The following is a 13,015-nucleotide window of genomic DNA, read 5'->3' as shown; positions in this document are numbered from 1 at the left end:
TCATCCATTAAGGAGCATTCGTGAGCTCGCAAGACAAACCGGTCATGGCACCGGCTGGCGGCAAAACGGCCGACAAGGTGTTCAAGGGCATCGCATATGCCTGCGGCATCCTGATTCTGGTCGTCCTGGCTGCTGTGTTCCTCTTCCTGTTCTTCCGTGCATGGCCGCTTATCGGCGGTGATCAGGCCGCGAACAAGGAAACCATCTCTGGACTTTCCGGTGGCAGGACCGACAACTTCTGGTTCTACGTGCTGCCGATGCTGTTCGGTACCGTGCTGGTCTCCATCCTCGCCCTGCTGATCGCCTTCTTCATCTCCATCGGCATTGCACTGTTCATTTCGCATTACGCCCCCAAGAAGGTGGCCACTGGTCTGAGCTACGTCATCGACTTGCTCGCCGCCATCCCCTCCGTAATCTACGGTCTTTGGGGTGGTCTGATTCTGGTGCCCGCCATCTACCCGTTCTGGAACTGGGTGGCCACCTACCTCGGTTGGATTCCGCTCTTCCGTGGCCCGGCCGCCAACCCGCAGCGTACGGTCGGTACCGTGGCCGTCGTGCTGGCCGTTATGGTGCTGCCGATCATCACCTCCATGTCGCGTGATATCTTCCAGCAGACCCCGAGCCTCCAGCAGGAGGCCGCCTACGGTCTCGGCGCCACCAAGTGGGAAATGATCAAGCTGGCCGTGCTGCCGTTCGGCAAGTCCGGCATCGTGTCCGCTTCCATGCTGGCCCTCGGCCGTGCACTTGGTGAGACGATGGCCGTCTTGATGATCCTGTCCCCGGGTTACCTCTACTCCGTGTTCCTTCTCCAGGCCTCGCAGAACCAGACCATCGCCGCCAACATCGCCGCTCAGTACCCTGAAGCCAACGATCTTGGTGTGTCGGCCCTGATTGGAACCGGTCTTATCCTGTTCCTCATCACCTTCGTGGTCAACTACGCTGCGCGTAAGATCACCGAGAAAGCGAGTGCATGATGGCTGAAGCAGCAAAGAAGAGCAATCTCGACGGCGCGCCCGTCATCGACTTCGACAAGTTCCGCGTCAAGCCCAGCACCGAGAAGCGCCGTAAGGTGTGGGACCAGTTCATGACCGGCCTGATCGCCCTGGCCTTCGTCATCGCCTGCATCCCGCTGGTCTCCGTGCTGTGGACCACGCTGTTCAACGGTCTCAAGCGTCTGAACCTCAACTTCCTGAGCTACAACATGACCGGTGTGGTCGGTGGTAACCCGACCGTGTCCGGCGGCTACGGTGGTGTGCTCCACGCCATCATCGGTACGCTGGAGATCACCGGCGGTGCAATGCTCATCTCCATCCCGATCGGCATCATGTGCGCCGTGTACCTCGTCGAGTACGCGCACGGCGGCAAGCTGGCCATGACCATCTCCCTGCTGGTCGATGTGATGAGCGGTATTCCTTCCATCGTCGCCGGTTTGTTCGCATTCTCGATGTTCACCATCGTGTTCGGCCCCGGTACCATCAACGGTATCGAAGGTTCCGTGGCATTGTCCCTGCTGATGCTGCCTACCGTGGTGAAGTCCTGCGAAGAGATGCTCAAGATCGTCCCGAACGACCTGCGTGAGGCCTCTCTGGCCCTCGGCGTCACCAAGCAGCGCACGATCACCAAGATCGTGCTGCGCACCGCTCTGCCGGGCATCGTCTCCGGCTGCATCCTCGCCATCGCCCGTGTGATCGGTGAGACCGCGCCTCTGCTCATGACCGCCGGCTACATCTCCAGCACCAACGTGAACCTGTTCTCCGGACAGATGACCACCCTGCCTGTGTACGTCTATCAGGAGTACGCCAAGCTCAACGCCAACTGCCCGGCCAACGCCGATGCCTCCTGCGTGCCCACCATCCCGATGGAGCGCGCTTGGGCCGCAGCCCTCGTGCTGATCATCATCGTGCTGGTCCTGAACCTCATCGGCCGTCTGGTGGCGAAGATCTTCGCCGTCAAGACCGAGCGCTAATCGTTCGAATTTCAAGGAACAAAAGGAAACATCATGGGACAACGTATTGACGTCAACCACGAGAACATCTACTACGGCGACTTCCTGGCCGTGGAGGATGTGAACATCAACATCGAGGCCAACAAGGTCACCGCCTTCATCGGCCCCTCCGGCTGCGGCAAGTCCACCGTGCTGCGCACGCTCGACCGTATGCACGAGCTCATCCCCGGCGCTCATGTCGAGGGCGAGGTGCTGCTCGAGGGCAAGAACCTGTACGACAAGGACGTGGACCCCGTCTCCGTCCGTCGTGACGTCGGCATGGTCTTCCAGCGCCCGAACCCGTTCCCGACCATGTCCATTCGTGAGAACGTGCTGGCCGGTGTGCGTCTGAACAACAAGCACCTCAGCAAGTCTGACGCCGATGACTTGGTTGAGTGGGCCCTGCGTGGCGCCAACCTCTGGAACGAGGTCAAGGATCGTCTGGACAACCCCGGCATCGGTCTGTCCGGTGGTCAGCAGCAGCGTCTGTGCATCGCCCGCGCCGTGGCCGTCCACCCGCAGGTGGTGCTCATGGATGAGCCTTGCTCCGCCCTCGACCCGATTTCCACGCTCGCCGTTGAGGATCTGATCAACGAGCTCAAGAGCGACTACACCATCGTGATCGTGACCCACAACATGCAGCAGGCCGCCCGTATCGCCGACTACACCGCCTTCTTCAACCTGAAGGCCGTGGGCCAGCCGGGCCACCTCGAGTACTTCTCGGACACCACCACGATGTTCAACAACCCGCAGAACGCTGAGGCCGAGCGCTACATCTCCGGCCGTTTCGGCTGATCGCGCGACGCGACGAGCCGTCCCCCTATCAAGTCGGAAAGCCCCGTATGGCAGTGCATTCGCACCGCTGTGCGGGGCTTTCCGCGTTGTTCCCCCAAAACCGGACGCTGAGGGTGGCGGTGTGGCGTGGCGGGGTGGCGGTTGGCGGCCGTTTTCTACCAGAAGGCTTTTGCTCTTGGTAGAAAACGCCCGCTGATAGTCGGCTCAGCGGCTGTTTTCTACCAGAAGAGGGCTGGCTCTGGTAGGAAACGCCCGCTGAGAGGGCTTATTGCGTCCGTTTTCTACCAGAAGTGACACTGTTCTGGTAGGAAACGGACGCTGAGGGGGAGATGGGGACGCCATGAGCAGCTATCGCCATGAGCAGCAGGGAGCAGCGGGGAGTCAACCCACCCTGCGGATACGGAACTCCGCTGACGACCTCGCTCGCCGGTTCAAGCTCCAACCCACCCCGGGATACGGCAGGGCCCCGCACCGAAGAACCGATGCGGGGCCCAATCATGAATCGCGAAGACGGCTTACGCCATCAGCGCGAGATCCGTTACAGAATCGCCATGCACACGAAGTCCAGAATGAACAGCACGGAGACGATCCACAGGATCGGGTGCACCTGCTTGGCCTTGCCCTTGCAGGTCATCACGATGCAGTACATGATGAAACCGCCGGCGATGCCGTAGGAGATGGAGTAGGAGAACGCCATGAACACGGCGGCGAAGAACGCCGGGATGGCTTCGGTGATGTCGGCCCAGTCGACTTCCTTCAGGGATGCGGCCATCATGCAGCCGACGATCACCAGAACGCCTGCGGTGGCCGCGGACGGCACGGCGGAAACCACCGGGGCGAGGAACGCGGACAGCGCGAAGCAGATCGCCACCACCACGGAGGTCAGACCGGTGCGGCCGCCCGCCGCGATGCCGGCGGAGGATTCCACGTAGGTCGTGGTGTTCGAGGTGCCGCAGATGGCGCCGATCGAGGTGGCGATGGAGTCGGCGAACAGGGCCTTGTCCATCTTGGAGGAGAAGCCGGAACCGTTCTCGAGGGCCTTCTCATCCTCAAGGGAGAAGATGCCGGTGCGGCGGCCGGTGCCGATGAACGTGCCCAGCGTGTCGAAGGTATCGGACATGGAGAACGCGAAGATCGTCACGATCACGAGCGGCAGCTTGGCCGGGTCGGAGAACAGTGCGGGGAAGCCCTCGGCGGAGAAGATCGCGCCGAAGGTCTGCGGCAGCTGGGAGAAGGTTTCGGAGATGGGGACCGAGGAGCCGAAGTTGGTCACGCCGAACGGGATGCCCGCTACGGTGGTGATGGCGATGGCCAGCAGCAGTCCGCCCTTGACCTTGAGCACCGTGAAGATCACGGCGAGCAGCAGGCCAATCAGGAAGACCCACAGCACCTTGTCGTCGAACGTGGCGAGACCAGGGGTAGCGGCCACGGCACCGCCCTCGGCCGCGGCCTTCGGGTCACCCGGGGTGAACTTGATGAGACCGACGTTGAGCATGCCCACGTACGCCACGAACAGGCCGATGCCGCCGCCGATGGCCTGCTGCAGCACCACCGGGATGGCCATGATGATCATCTTGCGGATCTTGGTGACCGTGATGACGATGTTGATCAGGCCGCACAGGAAGACCATGCACAGGGTCTGCTGCCAGGTGAAGCCCAGACCGAAGCACACCGTGTAGGTGAAGAACGCGTTGAGGCCCATGCCGGCGGCCTGCGCGTACGGAACATTGGCGAACAGGCCCATGACCAGGGTGCCGATGATGGCCGCGATGATGGTGGCCAGGAAGACGCCGCCCCACGGCATACCGGTCTGGGACAGAATCTGCGGGTTGACGACGATGATGTACGCCATCGCGAAGAAGGTGGTCAGACCGGCCAGGATCTCAGTCGAGGCGGTCGTGCCGTTCTCCTTCAAATGGAAGAATTTCTCCATTACTTCTCTACTTCCTTGGGTTGTGCGGGGCTTGTTGTTGGCCGCGCAGCATGGTCGTCGCGCGACGGGCCCCGGCGAGAATTGCGACTCGCCCTGATCGGCCTGGACGGCACACGTCCGGTACCGCACACCCGATCAGAACCGTCGATGATTATAACCTGTGTTTATAACGCGGAATCGTCGGCCATGTTGGTGTCTGACGGGCTGACCGGTGGCTGCGACCCAGTGAGGGGAGGACGCCGGCCGGATGTCATGTGGGCGCCTGGCCAGAATTCATGACCGCCGGTCAGGGTGGCGGCATATTCGGGATGCCATGCGGATGCCTAGCCGGAATAGGGGATGGGCGCACTAGACTTTGCACTGGAAGACGCGGCGAACATCAGCCGACGCATCAGCCGCCGGTGTGGTCCGTGGTTCGTGTGGCGCGTGACGCATATACCGCATATATAAGGAAGCGTAAAGGAGCGGGAAGTATGGCGCAGGGTACGAAACCAGCAGTGGAAGTGAGCATAACCTCCTGGAGGAAGAACACCGTCAAGCCCGGTCAGGAACGTGGCCGTGTGCTGCTTATGCCGGGCACCGGCTACAACTGCGATCGCCCGCTGCTCTACTGGTCGGCGCAGGCGTTGGTCGAAGCCGGCTGGCGCATCGACCGCATGAATGTGCGCAACGCTTCCGACGACCTGTCCACGGTGATTCCGGTGCTCAATGAGGCCATCGACGGTTGGGTATCATCCGTGAGTGGCGGCAAGAAGGGCGGCGATCATACTGAGGCACAACAAGATGACGGTTCCGCCGCTGCGACCGTCGTTCCCGGGACTTCCACTGATGCCCCGCGCATGTTGCTTATCGGCAAGTCCCTCACCACGATGACCTATCCGCATGTCGCCGCGCATTACGGTCTGCCGTTCGTGCTGCTGACTCCGGTGCTGCACCATGCCGATTTCGACCCTTCCGCACGGGTGATTCCGGTGCCTGCAGTGGGGGACGACATCATGAGCGAGATGGAGGCGCCGTCAGTGGAGGTGGCCGCCCAGGTCATCCGCTCCGAACATACCGAACACACCGTCGGTTCCCGGTACCCCGGTCCTGCCCCCTTGGTGTGCGCCGGCACCGCCGACCCGTTCTACGACCGCATTCGCGCCAACGCCCTGACCCCGCATGTCCATGAATACCCGGACGCCAATCACTCCATCGAGGTTCCCGGCCATTGGCGCCGCTCACTGGACTATCTCAAGGAGGTCACCGCCTCCGTGGCCCAATACGCCGCGACTTTGTAGTGGGTGATTGTAATGGTTGTAGCGGTTGTGACGGTGCGGCGATTGTAGCGGGTGCAGCAGCTGCAGCCTCATGTCCCCCGGTGGTCACTGCAATCCTGTAGACGTTGCAGTCATATAGCCTGAACGTACATTATTCGGGGAATCACCCTACTCGCCCCGAAAAACGTACACTGAGAGACGGTGAGCGTACATATTTCGGGAGAAATGGCTGGATTCCCCGAAATATGTACGCTGAGAACCGCGTAGCGTACATTATTCGGGGAACGACCGTCCTACGAATCGATTACCCCATCAATGCTGATCTAACAGAGCCTCGACGACCATATATCAGACGCGACACGCCCGAATTGTGCTTGTCGGCGGTCAGTCGTAATCTATCCCTTCGTAAACCACAGACCGTTGGTTGAGGCATGTGTGAGCGTGCTTCCGAAGTTTGGTTCGCCAAGCCAGCGCAGGTTGAGAGATGTAAGCCCGTCAAGGGCTAGCAAGTCAGCTACTTGCGAGATTATGTTGCTCTGCCTGTGCGCAGGGCTTTTTTATTGCCCTGCCAAGCGTTCCCGACTGGAAAGTCAACGGCCGACTAAGGAAGGAACGCCATGAAGAGGCCCGAAAAGGAAGCGGTGGTCGCGCAGCTTACGGAGCAGTTCCGTAACGCTGACGCTGTCTACCTGACCGAGTACCGCGGGCTTACCGTTCCGCAGATTTCCGATCTGCGCGAAAAGCTAGGCCGCGATACTTCCTACACTGTGGCTAAGAACACGCTGGCTCGCATCGCCGCCAAGGAAGCGGGTATCGAGGGTCTCGATGAGATTCTCGCCGGCCCGACCGCCATCACCTTCGTGAAGGGCGACTTCATTGAGGCTGCGAAGATCATCCGTGACTTCGCCAAGGACAACAAGGCCCTTATCATCAAGGGTGCCGCCGCTGACGGTACCGTTTACGATGCCGAGGGTGCCAAGAAGCTGGCGGACCTCAAGTCCCGCCCGCAGCTGCTCGCCGAGTTCGCCGGCGACATCAAGGCTACGATGGCCAAGGCCGCGTACCTGTTCAACGCTCTGCCTACCAAGGCCGTGCGTACGATCGATGCCCTGCGCGAAAAGCAGGAGAAGGCTGCCTGATTGCGTGCCTCGCGGCATGAATCGGTGCTTCGATAATTCAAAACAAAGGTTTATTGGGCAGCGGATTTACCACTTCGTCCGCCGCCAAGATTTGAAAGGAAGCCATAATGGCTAAGTACACCAACGATGAGCTGCTGGAAGCCTTCGGCGAGATGACCCTGGTCGAGCTCTCCGAGTTCGTGAAGGCCTTCGAGGAGAAGTTCGACGTCGAGGCTGCCGCCCCGGTCGCCGCTGTTGCCGCTGCCGCTCCGGCCGCTGCCGCCGCTGAGGAGGAGAAGGACGAGTTCGACGTCATCCTCTCCGCCGTTGGCGACAAGAAGATCCAGGTCATCAAGGCCGTCCGCGCCATCACCAACCTCGGCCTGGCCGAGGCCAAGGCCGTCGTCGACGGCGCTCCGAAGGCCGTTCTGGAGAAGGCCAAGAAGGAAGACGCCGAGAAGGCCAAGGCTCAGCTGGAAGAGGCTGGCGCCACCGTCGAGCTCAAGTGATTTGCGCGGCATCAGCCGCACACATCCAAGCTTTCTGGAGACCCCGCACCTGCGCTCAGGTTGCGGGGTTTCCCGTATTGTGAGGCCATCGCACCGGCCGTCCCGACCTTGTGGACGGGCGGCATGCGGGTCATCGCGCGCAATGGCGGAAGTTGCGTGCCGAAGCCGCTTCAATCCGACGAAAATCGTGAAGTGATGACACAATGGCACGTAGTATGGCCAATAGTGTATTGAGGGAGGCAGTCACGGTGAGTGAATGGACGGTGCGGATCAATGGCGTCGATCAGGCCAGCGTCAAACCGGGCGAATGCGTGGAGATAGGCCGCAAGCCGTTACGCCCCCTTACCGATGACGGCAATACCCGCGTCGATATCGTCGACCAGACCAAGTCCATGTCCAAGCGTCACGCCGTGTTCGGCGTCAAGGACAACGGTTCCGGCTATGTGCGCGATCTCGGTTCCACCAACGGCTCCTATGTGGTGCGGGACAACGGCGACCTGCTGCGTCTTCCTCAGGACGTCGATTTCCTCCTGCCCACGTCCCCGATGCGCATGCAGTTCGGCGACGTTCCCGCGGATTTCATCCGCATCGAGGAGCCGGATGACACCGACGAGCACCCGCAGGTGCAGAACTTGTTCGGCTACGCCGTCGGCGCGGCGCCTCAGGAACCCGACGCCGCCGACATGTCCGTGGACGATATTCTTGATTTAAGGGCGGGGGAGCCCACCGCCATGTTCAGCGCCGACATGGTCAAGCGCAAGGTGCGCGCCGATGCCTTGGCACTCGACAGTCTGGCCATTCCGCAGCTCGCCACCAAGCAGGAGCCTGCCAAGCCGCGCGATCTGTTCGCCGACGCCCTATCCCAGCAGTCCGATTCGCAATCCGACGAACAGCCCGCGCAATCCACCTTGTCCGATGATTCCGGCGTCTCCGGTGCTTCCGGTGCCGGCATCACGCCGAATGGTTCCGGCGCCAATCAGGCTCATGACGAGCGGACCCGTGTGGTGCCGCAGACCTCGCATGGCTCGGGTCGTCCGGCGACATCGGGATTGGTCCCGGTGGACGCCATTGCCCATGCCGTGATCCGTACGCCGGCTGCTGCGTCGTCGGCTGCTGTTGTGATGCCGGCTGTGACGCGGTCCAATGATGTCGCCGATGGCTCGTCGAACGGCGCCGCATCGGACAACGGTCAGGCCGGTGGGGTGCCCACGGAAGAGCAGAAGAGCGCCACATCAACGGTGCCGGCCGCCGCATCGGCAGTTTCGGCATCCTCGCCGATCGTTGCCGCGGCTTCCCCATCGCCGCAGGACGACTTGTCGCCTAATCAGCCGGCCGGAGTCCATACCGGCGGCGTCACCGCGGCGGGCGGACAGGACGATCCGGATGCCACCGGCGTCTATACCCCGGCTTTCGAGCCCGGTTCGGTGTTCGACCGTGTGGCCAAAGGGGAGCTCAAGGCCCAGGAGCCGGTCATCGAAGTCGATGGCCTGACCTCGGACGACGCCAAGCGCACGCAGGATTTCGCACTGCAGTTCGAAATCGCGCGCCATCCCCAGCTGCTGGCGTTCCTGGCCATGAATCCGTATCTGTACGATGACATGTACGCTTGGCTCGCCGCACGAGGCGAGGCCGACATCGATGAGGCCCTGGCACACAACGAGGGCTATCAGGAATACCGCAAAGCGGTTGGAAAGTGAGCCAAGAGATGACTCAGAACCAGAACCAGAGCAATAGGACCTCCTCCGAGGAGACCCCGCAGCCGCCGTCCACTGAGATTCAAGGGCAGGTTGAAGCGTCCGAGGCCACCCAGATGCAGCGTCGGGCCATCGAATCAGGGCTGAATCGCATTCGCCGTTGGCGCGACCAATACCGTGGCATGCTGGCGCCCTCGCCGCTGGAGGATGTGAGCCAGCTGACCGCGAAGCTGGACATGACCCATGCCCATCCCTCGGGTGTGGCGCAGCTCTTCGCCTCCGGGCATGTGATGCTCGACTCGCTGTTCCGCGACTCCGGTGTGCTCAAGGCCGCCGAACGCCATGTGGCCCGTGTGCTGGATGATCAGGCGGCCAAGCGCCGGGTCTCCGGTGTGGCTGAACTGTCGCTGGTGGTCGGCGTGGCCACATGGAAGGGCAACGCGCTGCCGGTACTGCTCTACCCGGTGAACGTCAATGTGCCGAAGGACGGCGTGCCGTCCATCCGCTTCTCCGGACGGGTGACGCTCAACGCCGCATTCGTCAACGCACTGCGTGAACAGGGCGTGTTCGTGGATGAGGACGACCTGTTCGACGGATCCAACTACGACAGCGGCACCCCCGAGACCTCCGCGATGTTCGCACGCATCGCCACCGAGGCGAACGAACGCATCTCCGACTTCAACATCGAACGCCAGATTCTGCTCGGCTGCCTGATGGACCCATCCTCGCTGATGGTCAACGAGGCACGGCGCACCATCGACCAGCTCAAGGCGGGCCCCACCGGCAACACGCTGCTGGACGCGCTGGCAGGCAGCGAAAGCGCACAGGCGTCGCTCAAAGGCGCGAATCCGCCGCAGTACAGCCCGTTCGACACCGATCCGCACACCGAATACGAAGTGGGCGACGTGGACAACACCGTGCGATACGCGGCGTCCCTCGCGGCGGCGGGCCACAGCATCGTCGTGGACGGCGAATTCTCCAAAGGCACCGCCGAGACCGCGGTGGCCATCGCCTCACGTTGCCTCATGAACGGCCGTTCCGTGCTGTATGTGCCGGGAGTGGCCGAACAGCGTCGGCGCTTCATGCACGTCGCCTCCGCCAACGAGATGAAGGCCCAGGTGCTCGATGTGGCCGATGAACGTGCCAACGCCGTTCTGGACCAGCAGCTCATCGCGGCCGTCGGCTTCCAGCCGGGCGTGGCCACCCAGCGTTTCGACCAGCTCGCGGACGAGCTTGTGGGGGTGCGCTCCCGCCTGACCCGGTATCTGGGCGATTTGCACGGCGTCAACGAGAAGTGGAAGGTCTCCGCATACGAGACCATCCAGAATCTGGCCCGTATCTCCGTGCTGCCCACCCATCCGGCCACCCATGTGCGACTCAAGGAGCACAGCGCGCTCACCGTGGGCGCGAACATGGAGGCGTGGATCGGCAAACTCGAACGCGCCGGTGAGCTGGGCGAATTCGTCATCGGCCCGGAGGACACCGCATGGTACCGGGCGTCGCTGACCACCGAGCAGGAGGCCGTGACCGCCTATCAGCGTGTGGACGATCTGCTGCGTCGCTACCTGCCCGCAACCCGCGATCAGGTGGCGCGGACCGTCAAAACCTGCGGCTTCCCGGTGCCGGCCAGCAGCCATGAATGGGCGTTGCAGGTCACGGTGCTCAAGAACCTGCGCCGCGTGCTCGACGTGTTCCAGCCCGAAATCTTCGAGCGGGATATCGACGCCATGATCGAGGCCACCAAGCCGAAGGCCGTGCGCAAGGCCGAAGGCACGTCCATGGGCTTCTGGGACCGTCGCCGTCACGTCAAGGAGGCCAAGGGCCTGCTGCGCGCGGGCGCCCAGGTGGAGGACCTGCATGAGGCGCTCAAGGTTGTGGCCAAGCAGGGCGAGCAGTGGCATCAGTTCGTGCCCCACGGCGGATGGCCGGTGCTGCCGACCAAGCTCGATGAGATCATCGCCACGCAGGAATCGCTGATGACCAACATGACGGCCTTGGACGCCGTGCTGGCCACCACGCCCTCCGGCGGCAATCTGGAGACCGACGACTTCACCAAGGTGGAGGCCCGTCTCAAGGCCCTGCTCGACGATCGCAAGGCCCTTGACACACTGCCTGAGCGGTGCAGTCTGGAGCAGGAGTTCGCCTCGGCCGGCCTCAATGAGCTGGTGGAGGATTTGACCGCCCGCCACGCCACGGTGGAGCAGGTGCGCGGTGAGGTGCAGCTGGCCTGGTGGACCACGGTGTTCGAGGACATCGTGCGTTCCTCGGCGATCATCTCCAATCAGGATGGTTCCGTGCTGCAGACCGCATCCGACCGGTTCGCCCAGGTGGATGTGGAGCATGTGCGTTCCGTGGGCCCGATGGTGGCTCAGGAATCCATGCGCCGTCTGTGCGATATGCTCTTCTCCCGCACGCAGGAAGCCAACCAGCTGCACACCGTGCTCGCGGGGCCGTCCAATGTGCCGCTGAGTCGCATCCGTCGTGATCACCCCGAGATACTGGCGGCGGCCAAGCCGATTCTGCTGGCCTCGCCGGGTACGCTGGCCGCGCTCACCGAGCCGGGGAACATCGCGGATGTGGCCATTCTCGACGCCTGCGCGCATATGCCGTCCATCGAGCTGCTGTCGGTGCTGGCCCGCGTGCGTCAGGTGGTGGTCATCGCCCATTGCCCGACCGTTACGTCCGATGCCGTCCGACTGCTGATCGACATGCTGCCGCGCGTCGAGGTGGAGACCGCGCCTTCCCGTCGTCCGCCGCGTCTGGCCGCCTTCCTCGAGTCCGAAGGCTACGGAGCGGTCCATTACGACGTGACCGCCGAATCCGCCGCCGGCGAGGTGCGGTTCCATCGTGTGGAGGCCAACGGCGTGCCGGTCATGGCCACCGGTCTGGTGGAGTCCAGCCAGCAGGAGATCGATGAGGTGGTGCGCATCATCACCGAACGCGCCTCCCGGTTCACCGTGGTGCCCGCCAGCTACCGTCTGGCCGTGGTGGTCATGACCGATGCCTTCCGCACCCGGCTCGGCGCCGAGCTCAAATCGCTGGCGTCCAAGACCCAATCCATGAACCGCTTCCTGCGCCATGTGCGGCTTGTCAACCTGCGCGACGTGGCCGGCAGCCAGGCGACCGACGTGATCATCTCGATGTGCTATGCCAAGACCGTGCATGGCCGTCTGCTGCAGCAGTTCGGCGTGCTGGAGTCCGAAGGCGGCCGGGGCATGCTACTGGATGCGCTCGCGTTGGCCGACCGCGATCTGGATATCGTCTCGGCGTTCGGACCCGAGGAGATGGAGGACGAGCGTCTGCACCAGCCCGGTCCCCGCTTCCTCAAGACCATGCTCATCTGGGCCAGCCAGTTGGATGGTCGTCCCGTGTTGCCCGTCAAGGACGCCGCCAGCGAGAACATGCTGTTTGTGGACCTCGCCGACCGTCTGCGCGCCCGTGGATTGGACGTTGCTCTGGAATACGGATTCGATAAGGGCGTCAAAATTCCGATGGTCGTCGGGGTCAAGGGCAAGCCGTTCGCTCTGGCCGTGCAGACCGATGACGCGAACTTCATGTCCGTGCAGTCCACGCGCCGGCGCCATCGTCTGTCCGCGCAGGATCTGATGTCGCTGGGATGGAACGTCATGACCGTGTGGAGCGTCGCCGCGTTCGTCAATCCGGACAAGGAGGTCGACCGCATCATGGCGCGCATCAGCGATATCTATCACGAGGTCAAGTGAC

Annotated in this window: 9 protein-coding genes; 8 read left to right on the top strand and 1 reads right to left on the bottom strand. The window is 62.7% G+C overall.

Annotated elements, in window-relative coordinates; translation table 11 throughout:
- Positions 1-20 precede the first annotated feature (20 nt).
- Genes pstC through pstB form a run of 3 tightly spaced genes read left to right on the top strand, consistent with a single transcriptional unit; the run spans position 21 to position 2,779 of the window.
- The gene (gene pstC, locus BG22_RS04370; RefSeq protein WP_094666843.1) at positions 21-974 is read left to right on the top strand and encodes a phosphate ABC transporter permease subunit PstC; all 954 of its coding nucleotides are present in this window, start codon (positions 21-23) and stop codon (positions 972-974) included.
- Complete coding sequence (pstA, locus tag BG22_RS04365; protein WP_140493603.1) at positions 971-1,966, top strand: phosphate ABC transporter permease PstA; 996 nt, start codon at positions 971-973, stop codon at positions 1,964-1,966. The genes pstC and pstA overlap by 4 nt, the downstream gene beginning before the upstream one ends.
- Before the next feature lie 33 nt (positions 1,967-1,999).
- Positions 2,000-2,779, top strand: coding sequence for a phosphate ABC transporter ATP-binding protein PstB (pstB, locus tag BG22_RS04360; RefSeq protein WP_094666841.1), 780 nt, complete (start codon positions 2,000-2,002; stop codon positions 2,777-2,779).
- 538 nt (positions 2,780-3,317) lie between these two features.
- Here pstB and BG22_RS04355 read toward each other — a convergent pair.
- A complete protein-coding gene (locus tag BG22_RS04355) occupies positions 3,318-4,712 on the bottom strand; it encodes an NCS2 family permease (protein ID WP_140493600.1) in 1,395 nt (464 codons plus the stop codon).
- Between the two features lie 473 nt (positions 4,713-5,185).
- Here BG22_RS04355 and BG22_RS04350 point away from each other — a divergent pair, with 473 nt between their 5' ends.
- The 5 genes from BG22_RS04350 to BG22_RS04325 all read left to right on the top strand — a co-directional run bounded on the left by BG22_RS04350 (position 5,186) and on the right by BG22_RS04325 (position 13,014).
- Positions 5,186-5,992 (top strand): hypothetical protein, encoded by an 807-nt coding sequence (locus tag BG22_RS04350; protein ID WP_094666839.1) that lies wholly within the window; start codon positions 5,186-5,188, stop codon positions 5,990-5,992.
- A gap of 596 nt (positions 5,993-6,588) precedes the next feature.
- Positions 6,589-7,110 carry a 50S ribosomal protein L10 gene (gene rplJ, locus BG22_RS04340; protein ID WP_094666838.1) on the top strand — a complete coding sequence of 174 codons (522 nt, stop codon included), beginning with the start codon at positions 6,589-6,591 and terminating at the stop codon, positions 7,108-7,110.
- A gap of 107 nt (positions 7,111-7,217) precedes the next feature.
- Positions 7,218-7,598, top strand: a complete 381-nt coding sequence (gene rplL / locus BG22_RS04335; RefSeq protein ID WP_094666837.1) for a 50S ribosomal protein L7/L12 — start codon at positions 7,218-7,220, stop codon at positions 7,596-7,598.
- Between the two features lie 248 nt (positions 7,599-7,846).
- Positions 7,847-9,295 (top strand): FHA domain-containing protein, encoded by a 1,449-nt coding sequence (locus BG22_RS04330; RefSeq protein WP_181163372.1) that lies wholly within the window; start codon positions 7,847-7,849, stop codon positions 9,293-9,295.
- Positions 9,296-9,408: 113 nt separating this feature from the next.
- The gene (locus BG22_RS04325; RefSeq protein WP_140493645.1) at positions 9,409-13,014 is read left to right on the top strand and encodes a helicase; all 3,606 of its coding nucleotides are present in this window, start codon (positions 9,409-9,411) and stop codon (positions 13,012-13,014) included.
- Position 13,015 lies beyond the last annotated feature (1 nt).

It is taken from the genome of Bifidobacterium sp. UTBIF-78 (assembly GCF_006408945.1).
GTDB lineage: Bacteria > Actinomycetota > Actinomycetes > Actinomycetales > Bifidobacteriaceae > Bifidobacterium > Bifidobacterium myosotis.
This window is presented reverse-complemented; position numbering and strand designations above follow the sequence as displayed.